Genomic DNA, 17,777 nt, shown 5'->3' on the forward strand with positions numbered 1-17,777 from the left:
TCAACTAAAGGAGGCTGATTTTAAAAAAGACATAGCTAAATAAAGCTCATTCCCCCTAGTTGAGTTTTGGCACTATACAACGTAAAGGATGAATCATTCATCACTTAGCTATCTTAAGAAGAGCCTTAATCCGACAATTCCTGTTCTACCCATTGGCATCTTTCGATATTTTTGGGCAATAGCCTGTGTTTGTATAGGAGCCTCACCTAACAGGTTATAAATATTTAAAATTTTTTGCTTGTTTCATGTTAAAGCATATCCACTATATTTGAACTTGTCAAGTTATAATAAAACTTATTTTTCCACCTTTTAATATCAAAACATTCCCAAATCATAGATATAAACATCTGTATAATAATTTATATTTATACAGCGAACCTTACAATTTATGCGCTAAATTTTTAAAACTATAAAATATTAACCATGAACTCATTAAGCAGGTTTAATAGTATATTAAAATCATCATTATCAAGACTCTGTTAAGTTCATACCATCTTCTACTGTTACACAAAAATACTATTGTTCCTGAATCAAAAATTATTAAAAGCCACTATGTAAAGTACTCAAAAGCACATTTCCAGTCTAAAGAAAGTATACCAAAAGAAATTTATTATTCTTCAGTAGACTTTAATGGCTATATACAAGCAACTACCGCTCTCCAAATCCTGTCTGAAAACCCCACTCCTGATTCAGTCCCTTCCTTCATGAATACCCTTTTCCTTATTTAGTTCCTACACCCTATTCAAGATATGCTGTTTTATCCTTGTCTGATGAATATCTATTTATCTTTTCATATAGAGCAAACAGAATTTTTACTCATAATTTTTTATTTATTAGGCAAACTATGTCTAAGCCGTTTGAACTAGCGGCTTCACTCTTCTGGTAATGGGAAAGCAATTTATTGTAATTGACTAACTCATTCAATCCACTGGTACCGGCAGGCAACAAAAATTGTTGCCTGCCATTTTCATATATACTTTTTCTGATTTCATTTCAAACCATATAGAAATTGCGTGCTGTACTGATTTTAAACAGGAAGGAAATTGATTTTTGAAAAAGCAGAAAGGGTAAGGTTCTGTCTACTTTTTGTATAAGACTCTCCCTTTTCACATATACTATTTTTGAACCTATTTACCAATACGTGTCCTATTGGTGTCTTGAATTCCTCCTTAGCTTCTTTAATATTTGGATTTTACAGATCATAAGCACATTTTCTGGTTATTCGTAGTTTTTATCCAGAATAAATTCCTCCTAAAAAGGGCGGCAGATACAACTGCATGCCCTTTTTACTTACATTGCTGCTATATCCAATAAAGTAAATAAAAACTTATAGAATGCAGTATTACATATTCTTTGTAGTCCAAATTATGTTAGAATTTCTTATGTTGTTTATTTCATAATCGAATTATGGTTTCATATCTAATTCAGCAACGCGTGAGCTGTATACTAAAAAAGAAAAGACACCAAAAAGGTGTCTTTTCTTTTTTAGTATAATCGAATTCCAGTACTATATTTGTTCTCTTAAAAACCTTCTATCTTGTTCTTAAAGTTGTCAAATTTCATATGTAATTCCCCAAAAGCATATGCTATTATGTTGCTAAGAAACTATGTGTTCCCTTAACCCTGTATCCGGCCCTGTATTTTTTACAGGGTCTTTTTTTATTTGACAGTTTATCAGTGTTAATAATTTCGAATTTTTATTTTAAATCGTTTACGTGTTAATTAGGTTTTGAACCAATATATTAATATTTAGGTGCAGGTTTAACAATAAGTCCCTTGAAATGCCTAGGTCGGCAATGAGTTGCACTAACTCAAAAAATAAAAGCCAGTCTCAATAAAGAGAAATGACTTCTATTTGGGTAACCATAATTATCATAGAACTTTTACTTTAACAGTTTGTCTTCCCCAATTAATAGCTTTGCTTTTTGAACCTACTAAAACATCAATACGATTACCTTTAATTGCGCTACCGGTATCAGCAGCGATCGCTTCACCATAATTTTCTACCCATACTTTTGATCCTAATGGAATTACTTTTGGATCAACTGCAATAATTCTCATATTCGGATTTTCCGTTAAATCATGCCCCATCGCACTTAATACGCGTCCACCATATGTACCATTTTCACTTGGATCAGCAGTATACGCTGTTGCTATAACCGTTAATTCACGTTTAGCAGACTGTGTGTTATTTTTAGATACTTCTTTTGCCTTTGCTATTTCCTGCGCTTTTGCTGCTTCTTTCGCTTTTGCTATTTCCTGCGCTTTTGCTACTTCTTTCGCTTTTGCTATTTCCTGCGCTTTTGCTGCTTCCTGCGCTTTTGCCACTTCCTGCGCTTTTGCTACTTCCTGCGCTTTTGCTACTTCCTGTACTTTTGCTACTTCTTTCGCTTTTGCTATTTCCTGCGCTTTCACTGCTTCCTGCGCTTTTGCTACTTCTTTCGTTTTTGCTACTTCCTGCGCTTTTGCCACTTCCTGCGCTTTTGCTACTTCTCCTGCTTTTGCTACTTCCTGTACTTTTGCTACTTCTTTCGTTTTCGCTACTTCCTGTACTTTTGCTACTTCTTTCACTTGCATTGCTTTTTTCGCTTTTACTACTTCTTGCGTTTTCTCTTCACCTTTCTTTTCAACTGTTGCTGTACTTGATAAGAAAGAAACATTTGCATACGCTGTTTTTCCTTTATACTCAAATTGCAGCCATCCATCTTTCACTTGCTGCGTTGTTTCAATTACATCATCTTTTTTCAGTCTGCCAAGAATTTCTGATTCTGTGTTCGCTTCAGAACGTACATTTAACAAGTTTGCTGTTACATGATAAATATTTTTTGTAAACTCGGAACTTACAAATGCCTCTTTACCGTTTAGCTCAATTTTCGACCACCCTTTTTCAGTATGTATGACATTTAACTTATGCCCATCTAATACTTTACCGACAACCTTTGATTCTGTAGTTGGGTTTTCGCGTACGTTTAGTACATCAGCTGTTACAATAGTTTCTGCGGTAACGGATGTTGTAAAAGCCCCCAACCCAAAAACTGTTGCTGTTGCTGCACCAATTATTTTTTTCATAATAGCCTCCATTATATTTATTTTTTGCAGTTTATTATATCAAATGTTTCCGTAAAATTAGGATAATTCACTGAATAACAATATATTTGTAACAATATATTAACACAACTTAATATGTTGTTGTTTATAAAACCCCTTTTCATTCCAGATTTATAATGTTTCTTCATTTTTTAAACACAAAAAAGGAACCTTTTATAGGTTCCTTTTTGCCTCACACTCTTTTTCAAATGGTACATTTTTGCACCTACATTCAGCATAGCTTATAATTCCTATAAAACAAATAAGATTAAATGAAATTGTTATCTTATTTTCATAAAAGAAGATGCTGGTATAGAAATTAATAATATTAGGTTCACGTGCGAAAGCTTTAGTGTTCTTTCACCAGCATCAAAACACCATCATTTCTTATGATTCTACAGATAGGATAGCGTACTTTTTAATTTCAGGGGAATTTTGTTTCGATAGCTCGATAGCCTGCCGCATCTTTAGGTACACTTCAAAAGAATCTCACGTTAATGCATAAAAATCGTAGAAATAAGTTTGATCATTTCTTGATCCTTGTGCTATTAAAGCGTCCAATTGTGAAATTGGCAAAGGCAGTCTAATTATCGAATAGCCCTCTTCCTCTCAGATTTGCGGAAACAGGCTCCTTTCCTATTTCACGTGCCCATATAGATAACTGGCCGATATGGTGGATTTCGTGGGCAATGACATGACGTATAATCTCTCCATGTGTACATTCAATGACTCGGCGCCTGATTGGTGCGTCTCTAGAGCTAATCGGTTTTTCATTGAAATCAGTTTCTGAAAGTTTCCGAGAATCCATTTCATTTGTCCAAGATGTCACAAATGCCTTCACTTTCTCGTGGTATTGAGCTGAAAGATTTTTCACTTTTTGTAAATTAGCATAATCTTCAAACAATAGCTCCTCAGGCACTGGTTCACCTCGTAAACCTAAGATCCACATACATTCCACATCTACAATATGAAATAGGGTATGTAGGATACTGCCGAACCCACCGACCCGTTTTTTTAATAGTTCTTCATCCGGTATATCTTCGCACAATGTAAACCAAGCATCACGAACTTGCCAGTTATATTGAAACAGTTTCAACATCACAGCAACCTCCATCTTTTAGATTAATATTTAATATTCACCAATAGACTTCAAAATCCCTATTTATATAATAACTCTAAGAACCTATTAAAACCCTCTACAAACTGGCCCTTTAATTGAACATTCCAGATGAAGTTAAAGGGTCAAAAGAAAAATCCTATTATACAGGGGTTTATCAAACTTTTTTTTAAAATTATCAATTTTTTTAATACAGGTTTTTCCAGAGATGTCACTATGGTATCTATTAATGTCATGTCACTTTAATCGAGTTCTATTTCCGACGTTGATTAAAGAACAATCCATTAACGTTATTATTATAAGAACAAAACTAATTCCACCACAAAATATAGCAATTCCTGAAAATGTTTATTTATAAATATTTTCACTTGATTAATAAAAGGATTATTTTTTTGTTGTATTACTTCTTGGAATTGTCATAGTACAAAACCTTTCTCCTCCTAATTTTTCGATACATTCTCATGAAAACCATTTGTATTTTTTTGAAATCAAGTCATTTATAAACATGAGAAAAACCAATACTTGTAATGTAGTATTGGCTTTTCTCATGACAAATCACTTTTTCATAATGTGCTGATCTAATATTTTTTCTAGCATTTCCAAAGTAACTGGTTGCGCTAATGCATTAAGTTGATACCCAATACGCCCGTTCGGTTCCGCTGTAACTTTCTGTAAACTCTTTAAATCATGAATCCCTTTTTCTCTTAACTGCATATATAATTGTTGTTCTGACATTTTTGCCCGCATCAAATTCCCTTTTACAATCTCTCCGTTTTCAACAATTACAATACTACTTCCATTTAGAAATTGTTCTACCTTCCGTGATTTCAATTCTAAGAAATGAATAATAAATAGTATGCTCGAAAATGTTATAGCTGCAAAAATAGATGGAATCACTTTCCTACTCAATACTGGTTCTACAATAATACGTCCAATTGATACAACTATAATTATTTCAGCTCTCGTCATTTGGCTAACAGATTTACTACCTGTCATTTTTAAAACAATAATTCCAGTGAGGATTAAAATAATGCTTTCCAAAAGAATATTCATAATAGCCCAATCCTTTAATAGTGAATGTTACTAGCATTCCCATTAAAGGATCATTTTTATTATATTTTACATACTTTTCAAGTTTTTAAACCATTCGGACCATGATGGAAATAAAGGCTTCCATCCATATTCTTTACGGGCTTTATTATTTGAAGCTCCTCTTTCCCAACTATTTTTCCAAACTTGAACTTTAGGTTCAGGTGCCTCTATTGCAGCTGCATATATCGGTAACCATTCTTTACTAGTTACAGGAGAGTCATCTACAATATTTACGATTCCGGAAGGCCAATCAAGAGCTAACACAGCTGCTCTAGCGGCATCTTCCACATGTATAAAAGAGCTCATACCATCTGTTGCAATAATTTCGTTATTACGAACTTGATTCGCAAACACTCCGTTTTCCGCATACCATGTTCCTGGTCCATATAGCGTACCGTATCTAAGTATAACTGCTTCAGGTAATTCAGAAACTGTTTCTTCTAATTTAGCAATACCATTTATCGTAACTTGACGAGGCATAGGAGCGTAAAAATCTAGCGGGTCTGTTTCTGTCGCAAGTTTATCCCCCGATTCATACGCCCACGAAATACTTTGGGCAATTATTTTCTTTACACCTACATTTTTAGCAGCATCGACAAGATTACGAGTACCTTCAATTCTAATCCTTGCATTGTCCTCTAAATTCCAAGTTGATAGCGCCGTCAATTGATGGATGACTACATCTGGCAATGTTTCTTTTAAAACAGAGAATACTTCTTTACGATTAAATACATCAGCTATTACCGGTAATACCCCCAGATTTTTCAATGACTCTTTTTGTGAATCACTCCGAATCATTGCATATACCGTATGCCCTTCATTTATTAACATCGGTAATAAATTACGTCCTATTACACCTGTTGCACCTGCTACAAAAATCTTCATATGTGTTCCTCCTCATTTTGAATATCATAATTGAGACGAAACATATGTAAGGTATGTGACAAATATTTGGTTAGTTTTTCATTATTCATATGAAACGTACACTTTTAAAAGGCTAATTGCACCAGCTATTGTTTTAACTATTATTTCATCGTCCTGTAATAACCTGACTTCATCCGTTTCCCATTTAAGTTGTTTGGGTCCTTCTAACACTAACTTATATTGTTTCATTGTTATCCTCTCTTTTTATGGAAATGTATTCAAACTAACTTTTGAACTATATATAATAACTAATATGGATGTCTCATCCAAAATTAAAGCTATAGAGTTGGCTAGCAACCAACAGTGATAAAGTGATTGTTGAATTTGAAGGATTTGAAATAAATGAATATATTATTGGAAGTAACTGTTCTATTGCTGATTTGAAGAAAAAGTATCAAAGCATAAAACAAGATGATCTATCTTATAACGAAATTGTTACTTTATTTTGCGTTAAAAATAATTACCAACGTATTTCAAAGGTTTATTTCAAAGGTTTTTTAAGTGTTATTGTAATTGATTTAGACACAGACTATATATATTTTCCTAGAAGGTAACAGGAAACACTTAAAATAGATAATTTTAATACAAATTATGATTTAGACAATAATTTAATAAAAGAAGTGAATGCCCAAATGAAATACGCAAGTTGTGTTACGATATACATCGTAAGTTCAAAACCTGTAAGCTTTCTTTCTCTTTTCATCTTCTTTAAATATCTATAAAAACAAAATGAGCATAAGAGCAGTAAAACTATAGACATTTGATATAAATTTTCCACTAAAAGAACTGCCATATACTTTACCCCCATATAAAATAAATAAACTATACTTTATAGGATATCATCAAACAGGAATTATTTACCATTGTTTTAACAGAAAATCTATAATAATTAAATTTTAAAAAGAGCACTCCTACAAATGAGTGCTCTAAAAAAATATTAATTTTGATTTAAAACATTCTCTTCGAAGTATTTTCCCCAATCTGGTCTTCTTCCATCTACATCTGTAAATCCGTATTCTCTTCCCAATTCCCATGAACTAAGCGCACGGCCTGTTTTTTCATGAACATTTGGATCACTTGCTAAAGCTGCAATAGCTCTTCCAATGAAGAAAGGAGTTTCTGATGCGATAAAATGAGGATCCGTTTTTGCTCCTTCTTGCCAGTTCTCCTCTGTTACACCAAATATATCTAACATCGCTTCGGAACGAAGAAATCCTGGGCTAACTGCAACTGCTGTAATATTATCCTTCCCTAAATCTTTCGCCATCGCTTCTGCTAAATGAATTGTGGAGACTTTGGCTAAACTATAGTACAAATTACCACGGTATTGATAATCGACGCCATCTGTAATTTCAATAACGAGTCCTTTTTTATTTTTCACCATTAATGGCACGCCGTAATAACTCGTCAACATATGAGAATGGACTGCCCTTTGCTGCATCAATAATCCGTTATGTAAATCATGTTCCCAAAACATTTTGCCCCATTCTGTTAAAGGGTCACCGCCCCAAACATCATTAACTAAAATATCAAGCTGTCCATTTTGCTCGTCTTGAATTTTTGCAAATAGCGCTTTCACATCCTCTTCAACCGTATGGTCAACACGGACAGCAATTCCTGTCCCACCCTGTTTTGTTACAAGTTCTGCCGTTTCTTCAATCGTTTCAGTTCTTCCCATAGAGGATAGATTACCTTTTGTACTTCTTCCTGTTACATAGACAGTTGCGCCTGCTTCGCCGAGCATCATCGCAATACCTCTACCCGCACCTCTTGTTGCCCCGGCTACAACTGCTACTTTACCTTGTAATGGTTTCATATCATTCTCCTTAATTTTCATTATCAAGTTTTATTATTTTGAGTACACTCTTACTATCATATTTTTTCGTATAGATTTCTCCATCTGGAGTAATAAATTTTAGCGTAATTACACCGCAAACTCCATTATAAAATTGAAATTCGCCTTGCATATTTGATATAGCGACTTCCTTATTTTTAATTGAGCCTGCGTAAATCTTCACAAATGATATAGGATTGTCGTTTCGGCCAACAACAACTGACTTTGAGTGAATAGCAATCGCTATACATTTATCACTTTCTTTATTATATAGTAATTGTAATCACTCCAATTACTACAGCAATACATACAAACAAGGCTATTATTTTTCTTTTCATAATAAGCCTCCTAAAAAACATTATTCTTTTTTGAACTGAAAATCCACACGGTTCATTCGTTTTATTTCCTCAATTATCTTACAAATACCTTCTTCAATATTGGTTTCTTTTACATTTGATACATTTAACTTTAACAATCTTTCTTTATGAAAGTTACTTAAATAATTTTTATCAATAGAATCTATGCTTATTTGACTCTTGCTTACATTTTCAATAAATGTGTCGGTAACTATGTTTCTTTTCAGCTGTAAACACGTGTGTATTCCAATTGGATCTACTGCTCTATAAGTAAACAAATGTGGATTTTCATTTTGAACACCTTCTACTACTTCCGCAAGTTTTTTTGACCTATTGTAGTAAGATGCTTTAATTTTATGTTTATGCCGTTCAAACATCCCGCTCTTTATGTAAATTTCTAAAGCAGCTTGTGAAATCATAGGACTATCTATATCTAATATTTTTTTATATTTATAAAATGCCTCTCCAATAGATTGCGGAATGACTGCAACACCGACTCGTAAGCCTGGGAAGATAATCTTCGAATAACTTTTTAAATATATAACATGATTACAATTATCTTGGCTGTAAAACGGATCTACTTTTGAATCAGTTTCTAAATCCGCTAAGTAGTCATCTTCCACTATAAACACATTATATTTCTTCGCAAGTTGAATAATCTTCTCTTTCTCTTTTTTAGAATAAGAAGTTCCAAGCGGATGATGAAATCTTGGTATTGTATAAAAGAATTTAATTTTTTCTGTTCGGAATACCCTCTCTAGTTCATCTAAATCTATCCCTTTATGCGTACGCTTTATTCCGATTACAGGGACGTTATTTGTTTCTATATATTCAATATATAAATGGTAACTTGGCTGTTCAATTAGAATTGTGCTATGTGCATTCGGGAATGGTATAGAAGTTAATATTGCAAGTGCTTGCTGCACACCTGACGTTATAAAGATATTTTCTTCTTTTGTGAAGACTTGATAGTTTGCCAGCTGTTTTTGAATAACTGGAATTAAAGACGGTAAGCCTTTCGGTGTTCCGTATACAAACAAATCATTTTTATATGTATCAATTGCCTTATTAATACAATGTTGAAAATCTAAGTACGGAAAAACATCTGGATCAGGTGCTGAGGAAGCAAAATCAATCATCTCGTTATTTTCTATGTAACTCTCAGATTTCTTAACAACGTAGTATCCACTTTGAGGTACAGAATAAATAATATGACGCTTTTCTAGTTCATGAAGCGCACGTATAATTGTAGCCTTATTACATTCATATTGCGTAACAAGTAATCGTATTGACGGTAATTTCTTTCCTTCTTTTATCTCTCCATTTTGAATCATACTTTCTAAGTCGTTTAAAACATGTAAATATTTATACATCATTACCACCCCAACATTTAATTTGTACCGGTACAGTTTGTATTTGTTCACATTGTAGCACTAGATCAGAAAGATTACTATGTACGTATACTGGCCAGTAAGAAATCAACTACTATGAGGTGAAATTATGAAAAATACAACAAAAGCATATATATCAGCGTTACTCTATTCATTTATTATTGGATTTTCATTTATGTTTGTGAAACTAGCATTAACCATTACGAACCCTCTTGATACTCTTGCTCATCGTTTTACAGTTGCTTTCATAGCAGCAAGTATTCCAGTTATTTTTGGTTTTGTAAAGTTGAATATTTCATTCAAAAACATACTTGCACTTTTGCCACTTGCAATATTTTATCCAGCATTGTTCTTTGCTTTCCAAGCATTTGGCTTAGTATATACAAGTTCATCTGAAGCTGGAATTATACAGGCTGCTATCCCTATATTTACAATGATACTCGCTTCCTATTTTTTAAAAGAGTATACGAATATATGGCAAAAAACATCTGTACTCATTTCTGTCATCGGTGTCATTTATATATTTATCATGAATGGTATCGTTGCTCATAAAACTAGCTTCATCGGTGTTATTCTCATCCTGTTATCAGCATTATCATCTGCTTGCTATAATGTGTTAGCTCGAAAAATGACAAAGAAATTCAAGCTAATGGATTTAACCTACACAATGACAGCGCTCGGTTTTATTAGTTTTAATTCCATCGCAATCGTCGATCATTTAAATAAAGGTACAATAACTATATATTTTAAACCCTTTACAAACGGAACATTTCTTATCTCCATTTTATATTTAGGATTACTATCATCCTTACTAACGGCCTTATTATTAAACTATTCATTATCTTATATTGAAGCAGCTAAAATAAGTGTCTTTAGCAACTTATCTACACTTATTACCATTATCGCAGGCGTTGTATTCTTACACGAGCAAATTGCCTACTATCATATCATCGGTACAATTATGATTATTATTGGTGTAATAGGTACAAATTTTTTGGGTAAAAAAGGAATTTTAGCGCGAAAGAAGAATATTTCCATGAATAAATAAAAAGTGAGGGATGTAAAATGCAGCGCTTGAACACGATTGATATTAGTAATGTACTAGAATTAGAAAAAGCTCTTTCGTCTTTATTAGATATACACATTTCTTCAAAACTAGACCTTGAAAACTGGCTAAAAGAGCAATCTAAATTAATTTGGGAAATCGAAGAACAGCTAAGATCTCATTATATCGCTTTTCAATGTAATACAGATAATCAGGATATTAAAGATACATTTGAATACGATCAGCAGCACGTAAGACCACTTATCAAACGTTATCAAAATTCATTTGATAATAAATATTTAGAATCACCTTTTCGAATGGAATTAGATTCTAAAGACTATGGTTTGTTGGATAAAAAAATACAAAATGCTCAAACATTATTTTGCGAGAAAAATATTGAACTAGAAATAAGGGAAGATAAATTCGTAACAGAGTACTTTGAAATCACAGGAAGTTTAAGTGCAATATGGAATGGTGAAGAGAAAACACTAACTGAATTACAATCATATTTACAAGATCCAAATCGAGATATACGTAAAAAAGCAAGAACACTTATCTCAGAACAGTATTTAACTGTTGAGAAAGAACTCCAAAACATCTTAAATAAATTGGTTGAAATTCGCCATCAAAAGGCAAAAAACATTCAATTAGATAATTATCGTGATTATATGTTCAAAAAATATGAACGTTTTGATTATACCGCGGAGGATTGCTACGAACTTGCAGAATCTGTTCGTAAATACGTTGTACCACTTATTGATAATATATTTAATGAGAAAAAAGCTGAGCTTCAAGTAGATACACTTCGTCCGTGGGATCTAAAAGCAGCCGCACCAAATCAAAAAGTATTAAGACCTATTGAAGACGAGAAGGATTTAATCGAAAAAAGTTCCCACATTTTACACAAATTAGACCCTGAATTTTCTGCATTATTGAGCCGTATGCATAAAAATGATTGCTTAGATTTAGAAAGTCGTAAAGGAAAAGGACCCGGAGGATTTTGCGAACACTTACCTGCTTCTCAATTATCTTTTATTTTTATGAATCTCAATCATACACATGATGATGTTACTACTTTCCTCCATGAAATGGGCCATAGTATTCATAATGAATGTATGAAGCAGCTAGAGCTACAAAAATATTTAGAAATCCCTTCAGAATCAGCCGAACTAGCTAGCATGACAATGGAATTGTTTTCGATGGAGTATTGGGATGCGTTTTATGAGAATACAGAAGAATTTATAAAAGCAAAATTAGATTTCTTTAAAGATATTATTAAGTATTTACCACAAATGCTTATCGTTGATCAATTCCAACATTGGATGTATGAAAACCCTAATCATACTGCTAAAGAAAGAAATGAAAAATATTTAGAATTACATAACACTTACCAATCGAATGTGGTAAATATTGAAGGTTATGAGAATTGGATAGCAACTGGCTGGTTACCTGTACTACATATTTTTGAAGTGCCATTCTATTATATCGAATATGCAATCGCACAACTTGGTGCGCTTCAAATGTATAAACAATATAAAGCAAATCCAAAACAAGCACTAGAAAATTATAAAAAAGCTTTATCATTAGGTAGCTCTAAATCTTTAACAGAAGTATATGAAGCAGCTGGAATTCGTTTTGATTTTTCTAGTGGAACAATAAAAGAATTAATGGCATTTGTAGAAGCAGAATTAAATTTACTTAAACAAATATAAGAAAAAAAGATGCACTTATCCTTTTAGGTGCATCTTTTTTCCGTATTCTCTCCTAATTTGTTTCAATTTTTATCTCACTTTATTAATAAGCTTTATATATTGTAGATCCCCATATCCTATTGTGGGAAAAAGATTAAATAACCTTTTTAATAGTTCTTGTGTTGGTAAATCTTTATTTTTGGAGATATACTTTACTACTGCATTATTTTCTTTCAGCATATCTAAATACAAATCTATTGCCTGATACATTACGGGTAATACCTCATGAGATGGTTTTTTATGATTTATTACTACTTCATTGTAAATAGCATCATAGTTTCCTAACTCAAGTTCCATCTGACTTACTTTAAATTCATCCTCTCTGAAGCTATTGAAGTATACCTTCCCGTCATAACCAGAATGTTCAAGGTATGAAAGTAATGTAAGTAGATTTATTTGGCAAAACATATCTTCACCGAACCATAAAACGATACATTTATACTCTCTTTTAAAAAGATTCTCTAATGGATCAATAACCTTTTTATATAATCTTCTACTGAGCTATTATGCCCCTCCGCCCTCATTTTAATAAACTCATCATCAAAAACTTGTGTAGTAGCTGCGTTAACACACATTGCTTCATTAAATGGAGCATAATCAGACTCTCCCATTAGTTTTTCATTTTTAAATTCTTCATACATAACTTGACCATTTAATATGTTAAGTACATCTCTATCAAACAACTCACTCTTTTTATTTCTTAGCTGTTCTACCTCAATTTTTCTAGAAATATTCATTTTACACCACTCCTTACCATTATTGATTGAGAGTTTACTAAATGATTGGACAGGCATTTTCTTAAGCTGGAATTCTCTTGGGGTTATACCAAAAACAGTTTTGAAGGCTCTACTATAAGCTTCTTGAGAAGAATAGTCTTATTCAAATGCAATATCAATTATCTTTCTATCATTCATCAAATCTTCCGTAGATAAATACAATCTCCTAAGAAAAGTATAGCGTCTAATACTTATACCTGTTACTTGGTGAAATTTAAAAGAACAGTAATAAGGAGAAAAACCCCTATAATTAGATAATGCATCTAATGAAAATTCACTATTTAAATTTGTTTCAATCCAATCGATCATAAGTTGTATATGTTCATTCATTAACCTCACCCCTGAATAAAATTATACGAGCTATCCATTTCTTTCTTTTGATATTTCTTGTGATTTATAACGTTAAATATCCTCTAAAATCTTTAAATACTATATGTAACTTTTATTTTCATATTTTTTCAGCTATCTTATTTCGTCATACATTTACTTAAATTTCCAATAAAGTTCAAACTTAATCAGTCTGAGAAATACTTTTTAAAGGATTCTGTAAAATAAAACACGAATTTTGTAAGTTAAGAAACTAGTAGCTTTGTAAATGGAAAAGCCATGTTTGGAAAGGAAGTTAATATGAAGAATATAGAAAAAGAAATACTTAAACGAATTAACGAGCTATATCCATTGGATTTTATTAACATTACACCAGTAACAAATGAAATGTATCAATGTCTCGCGAAACAAGGAAATTATTTCGTTAGAATAACTAACTATAAAACTTATGAAGAGCAGTTGGAAGAAGTAAAATATACGGACTTTTTATATAAAGAAGGATTAGGAGTACCTCCAATAATACCTTCTTTAACGGGGAATTTAGTAGAAAAAATAACACTAGACAAAGAACTCTTTACTGTATTATATAAAGCTGCTCCCGGTATTCATTTGCCAAAAAGCGAATGGAATTCCAATGTATTTAAAAAATTAGGACAACAAATCGGCAAATTACATCGTATATCTAAAAACTTTGAAAGTATTGAACCGGTAATACATATAAACGATTGGTATGAAAATGAAGAATATAATTTTCTTCACTATATCCCTATAGAAGAAACTACTATAAGAGAAATTGCATCTGATGTTTTAACTTCTATACAGGAACTTTCAAAATCCCCTTCAAATTACGGGTTAATACACGGAGATTTATGGCTAGAAAATATATTAGTGGAAAATGATTTGAATTTAACAATGATTGACTTTCAAGACTGTGAAAAACATTTTTATATATTCGATTTGGCAGTTCCAATCTATAGTGCGATAGAATATTCATTCGTTGGGAATGGTAACATAGTTGACTATGAGAACTCTATTACAAAAGCAATAGTTGAAGGATACAAAGAGGAACATGATTTACCTAAAGAGATGCTAGACCAGCTACCATTGTTTATTAAATTAAAGGAGATATTCGAATATAACTTAATGCATATGTATTGGGATAAAGAAGAATTAACTGAGGAACAAGTACGGATAATGAATCTTTATAGAATGAAGATCGAAAATAATCATTCTTTCATTAACATATAACACAGATGTTGTTCAACTACACGGTTATCATAGTTGAACAACATCATGTAATTACTAGTTTATTTTTAGGTATATTCTACATTTCATCTTTTATAAATTGATCTTCCTTCCCATGTCTTTTCTTAATTAAAATAGCTTTATACAAAGATGCTATACCTAATACAGCAAATACGACGATTATAGGAATACGAACAATATGCGAAAAGTAGCGTGGGAGAAAGAAAAGACGAACTTTTTCATCTACACTAAATATCTCAAAAATTAACGGTATTATACTTTGATGAATCAAAAAAAAGATACCCATAAATACTAATAGAACAACAACAGCAAGTTTTTTCTTAGGTAATTCAGCCGCCATTCTGTTATTTTTCTCTTTGTTATCATCGCGCAATATTTTCATGCCACTTTTCATTGCAAATAGCAACTCAGGGCCACTTTTTTCAAGTTTTAAGTAAGCAATTCGACCAAGCCACCAAGCTAAAAACACTCCTGTACAAATGCCAGTCAGTACACCTAGCCATTGTAAGAGCTCTATATGTAGTAATGTCCCAATCCATACAACTAACAAAGCGGGTATAGCTGTTGCTAATACCATCACCATCATTAACCACGTTGTTATAAACATTTTACTGGCACTCATATCATCACCTGAGATAACGGTTCCTCTTCCGCGGCGATGAGGATCAGTTATTGGGATTAAGTTAAATACAGAAAACAACATAATAAGACCTGCAGCTCCACCGAGTAATGCCGGAATTATCGCAAATACCCAAGGATAAACGAAAATAAGTCCGCTATAGATAGTGAAAATAATTGTTGTTAAAATTGCAATCGGGCCAATAGCTATCAACCAAGCCAATTGGCGACCACGCACATCAATCCGTTCTGCGCCAGGTGTCGTTAATGTTAACCATAATGCACTCCCATCAAACCCATATATATTGCAGGCAAACATACTTGTGAAAACAATCATAATTACCCCTGCCCAAGGCATTAAATACGATATATGAGCACTTGTAATTAAAATACCATAAAACACTCCTATCCAAATACCCATCCGGAGGAAACGACCTCGTTGTGGATCTCTTCCCCAACTTTTTAATTCTTTAGTTATTATTGCTCCAATTTTCTTTTCTGAAAAGATTCGTAGAGCTTTTCTATGTTTAATAATAGTAATCGTATTTTGGATTTTCTTAGTATCCTTCACTGTACTTTTCATCAGTAATGTCGTCCATATAAATAAAAGCAGTCCGCATAATATTGTTAGAACAATTAATAAAACAAAAGCTAATAACCAATTAGATTGAATAGCAAACTCTACAGCAAGTATCGCCCAACTAGACGGAAACATGTAAAGAAATGTAGGTTCGTTAAGTGTTATCCCATTAATAGCAGGAAGTGCATACCAGCCTACATTTAAAAACGCAATGATGAAACCAAAGAGCATTGCTCCAAATTCCATGCCGATCCTTGATTTCATCGTCTCACCAATTATACTAACTACTACTTTTGATAACAGCACGACAAATATTAACTGTAAAATAATTGCTGGAACTGCAACTATAGTTGCAGTTAAACTAGCCCTAGCTGCGTAAATTAATAATCCTATGAATGCTATAAGACTAGCAAGTGGGCCTAATCCTATAAAAGCTACAGCGAGTAACGCCCTAGCAAGTTTAAATGAAGTGAGTGGAAGCAGCGCGAAATATTCAGGACGTAACATTCCATCTCCCCCAGTAAGAAGTGGGCCCAAAATCCACCCTACTGTCCACAGAGCGAATATCACATATAGAATACTTTTTGAAACGTTATGTTCCGTAGGATAGAAAGAAAAGAGCAAGATGGTTCCAATTGCAATCAATAAACCAACTATTCCTGTAATAATTAAAAGAACTGCTTTACCACTATTCATTGAATTTTTTAGGATTGATAACTTCATTCGAATCAAAACACTAGCCAAGACAGTTCTCCTCCTTTAACAGCAGGGACGCCTACTAACTGAACGAAAATGTCTTCGAGCGTTTCTTCACCGCAAACATCTACCATTGTTCCTGAAGATACCACTTTTCCTTTGGAAATAATTGCAACGTGATCACAAAGTTGTTCAACTAACGCCATGACGTGACTTGAAAATACTACTGAACCACCAGAACTAACAAATTTCTGTAAAATCTTTTTAATAGTAGTTGCAGAAATAGGATCTACTGCCTCAAATGGTTCATCGAGAATGAGTAATTTCGGTGCATGGAGGAGTGCAAGTGCAAGACCAATTTTTTTACGCATGCCAGTAGAATAATTGATAACTAGCGTTCCTTCAGCATTATTCAATTCTAGTATTGTAAGTAATTCTTCTGTTCGTCGATTAACTTCTTTGGCACTCATTCCCCTTAACAGGCCCATATATGTTAATAATTCGCGACCAGTAAGTCTTTCCGGCAAGGCCAATCCATCTGGTAATACCCCGATCAATGTCTTTGCTTGTGCAGGATTTCCCCAAACATCAACCCCAAAAACTTTAGCGTTCCCGCCATCTGGTCGTAATAAACCAACAGACATCGACAACGAAGTAGTTTTTCCTGCCCCATTAGGGCCAACAACTCCATAAAAAGATCCCCTCGGAACAGTTAAATCAATATGATTGACTGCAATAAACTCGCCGAATTGTTTATACAGCTTCGAAATTTGTAGCGCGGGAGCAGATTCCTCCCATTCAGGTTCCCCTGAAATCGATTCAAAAGATTTCATAAAATGGACTCCTTCTTTGCAAATTTAATATCTGATTGTAAATCTCAATACCTTTACTCATCTGTTTGTATTGTTAGAACGTAT

The 17,777-nt window shown here is 33.0% G+C and carries 14 protein-coding genes, 4 pseudogenes and 1 riboswitch; of the genes and pseudogenes, 5 read left to right on the forward strand and 13 right to left on the reverse strand.

Annotation, left to right across the window (positions count from 1 at the left end; translation table 11 throughout):
* Window positions 1-44: 44 nt before the first annotated feature.
* Window positions 45-221: riboswitch (M-box (ykoK) riboswitch) on the reverse strand.
* A gap of 236 nt (window positions 222-457) precedes the next feature.
* Window positions 458-728: pseudogene (locus tag BAU28_RS31010) on the forward strand (hypothetical protein); the annotation flags it as partial.
* 1,144 nt (window positions 729-1,872) lie between these two features.
* Here BAU28_RS31010 and BAU28_RS18655 read toward each other — a convergent pair.
* The 5 genes and pseudogenes from BAU28_RS18655 to BAU28_RS29910 form a co-directional block, all read right to left on the reverse strand.
* The gene (locus tag BAU28_RS18655; RefSeq protein ID WP_071719503.1) at window positions 1,873-3,069 is read right to left on the reverse strand and encodes a 3D domain-containing protein; all 1,197 of its coding nucleotides are present in this window, start codon (window positions 3,067-3,069) and stop codon (window positions 1,873-1,875) included.
* Window positions 3,070-3,670: 601 nt separating this feature from the next.
* Window positions 3,671-4,186, reverse strand: coding sequence for a DinB family protein (locus BAU28_RS18660; RefSeq protein ID WP_071719504.1), 516 nt, complete (start codon window positions 4,184-4,186; stop codon window positions 3,671-3,673).
* A 573-nt stretch (window positions 4,187-4,759) separates the two neighbouring features.
* Window positions 4,760-5,257 carry a DUF421 domain-containing protein gene (locus BAU28_RS18665; RefSeq protein ID WP_071719505.1) on the reverse strand — a complete coding sequence of 166 codons (498 nt, stop codon included), beginning with the start codon at window positions 5,255-5,257 and terminating at the stop codon, window positions 4,760-4,762.
* 66 nt (window positions 5,258-5,323) lie between these two features.
* A complete protein-coding gene (locus BAU28_RS18670; RefSeq protein ID WP_071719506.1) occupies window positions 5,324-6,181 on the reverse strand; it encodes an NAD-dependent epimerase/dehydratase family protein in 858 nt (285 codons plus the stop codon).
* A gap of 108 nt (window positions 6,182-6,289) precedes the next feature.
* A pseudogene (locus tag BAU28_RS29910) lies at window positions 6,290-6,409 on the reverse strand (alcohol dehydrogenase); the annotation flags it as partial.
* Between the two features lie 122 nt (window positions 6,410-6,531).
* Here BAU28_RS29910 and BAU28_RS31590 point away from each other — a divergent pair.
* Window positions 6,532-6,774 carry a hypothetical protein gene (locus BAU28_RS31590; RefSeq protein WP_071719507.1) on the forward strand — a complete coding sequence of 81 codons (243 nt, stop codon included), beginning with the start codon at window positions 6,532-6,534 and terminating at the stop codon, window positions 6,772-6,774.
* A gap of 35 nt (window positions 6,775-6,809) precedes the next feature.
* On the opposite strand, the gene BAU28_RS18680 is transcribed toward BAU28_RS31590, so the two are convergent.
* The 4 genes and pseudogenes from BAU28_RS18680 to BAU28_RS18695 form a co-directional block, all read right to left on the reverse strand.
* Complete coding sequence (locus BAU28_RS18680) at window positions 6,810-7,013, reverse strand: hypothetical protein (RefSeq protein ID WP_002172077.1); 204 nt, start codon at window positions 7,011-7,013, stop codon at window positions 6,810-6,812.
* Between the two features lie 144 nt (window positions 7,014-7,157).
* On the reverse strand, window positions 7,158-8,036 hold the full coding sequence (locus BAU28_RS18685) for an SDR family oxidoreductase (protein ID WP_071719508.1): 879 nt from the start codon (window positions 8,034-8,036) through the stop codon (window positions 7,158-7,160).
* 10 nt (window positions 8,037-8,046) lie between these two features.
* Window positions 8,047-8,392 (reverse strand): annotated as a pseudogene (locus tag BAU28_RS31015) (carboxypeptidase regulatory-like domain-containing protein).
* Between the two features lie 20 nt (window positions 8,393-8,412).
* The gene (locus BAU28_RS18695) at window positions 8,413-9,783 is read right to left on the reverse strand and encodes an aminotransferase-like domain-containing protein (RefSeq protein ID WP_071719509.1); all 1,371 of its coding nucleotides are present in this window, start codon (window positions 9,781-9,783) and stop codon (window positions 8,413-8,415) included.
* Between the two features lie 127 nt (window positions 9,784-9,910).
* On the opposite strand from BAU28_RS18695, the gene BAU28_RS18700 reads away from it, so the two are divergent.
* Window positions 9,911-10,849 carry a DMT family transporter gene (locus BAU28_RS18700; protein WP_071719510.1) on the forward strand — a complete coding sequence of 313 codons (939 nt, stop codon included), beginning with the start codon at window positions 9,911-9,913 and terminating at the stop codon, window positions 10,847-10,849.
* 17 nt (window positions 10,850-10,866) lie between these two features.
* Window positions 10,867-12,558 (forward strand): M3 family oligoendopeptidase, encoded by a 1,692-nt coding sequence (locus BAU28_RS18705; protein ID WP_071719511.1) that lies wholly within the window; start codon window positions 10,867-10,869, stop codon window positions 12,556-12,558.
* Between the two features lie 69 nt (window positions 12,559-12,627).
* On the opposite strand, the pseudogene BAU28_RS18710 reads toward BAU28_RS18705, so the two are convergent.
* Window positions 12,628-13,421 (reverse strand): annotated as a pseudogene (locus BAU28_RS18710) (AraC family transcriptional regulator).
* Between the two features lie 51 nt (window positions 13,422-13,472).
* Window positions 13,473-13,703, reverse strand: a complete 231-nt coding sequence (locus tag BAU28_RS31445) for a helix-turn-helix transcriptional regulator (RefSeq protein ID WP_071719512.1) — start codon at window positions 13,701-13,703, stop codon at window positions 13,473-13,475.
* Between the two features lie 276 nt (window positions 13,704-13,979).
* Between BAU28_RS31445 and BAU28_RS18720 the strand changes: the two genes are divergently transcribed.
* On the forward strand, window positions 13,980-14,948 hold the full coding sequence (locus BAU28_RS18720) for a phosphotransferase enzyme family protein (RefSeq protein ID WP_116500389.1): 969 nt from the start codon (window positions 13,980-13,982) through the stop codon (window positions 14,946-14,948).
* 76 nt (window positions 14,949-15,024) lie between these two features.
* Here BAU28_RS18720 and BAU28_RS18725 read toward each other — a convergent pair whose 3' ends face one another.
* Complete coding sequence (locus BAU28_RS18725; protein ID WP_071719514.1) at window positions 15,025-16,908, reverse strand: hypothetical protein; 1,884 nt, start codon at window positions 16,906-16,908, stop codon at window positions 15,025-15,027.
* Window positions 16,893-17,693: an ABC transporter ATP-binding protein gene (locus BAU28_RS18730; protein ID WP_071719515.1), complete on the reverse strand. Its 801-nt coding sequence runs from the start codon at window positions 17,691-17,693 to the stop codon at window positions 16,893-16,895. Before BAU28_RS18730 ends, BAU28_RS18725 begins: the two co-directional genes overlap by 16 nt.
* Between the last annotated feature and the right edge of the window lie 84 nt (window positions 17,694-17,777).

This window comes from Bacillus paramycoides, from assembly GCF_001884235.1.
Lineage (GTDB): Bacteria > Bacillota > Bacilli > Bacillales > Bacillaceae_G > Bacillus_A > Bacillus_A paramycoides.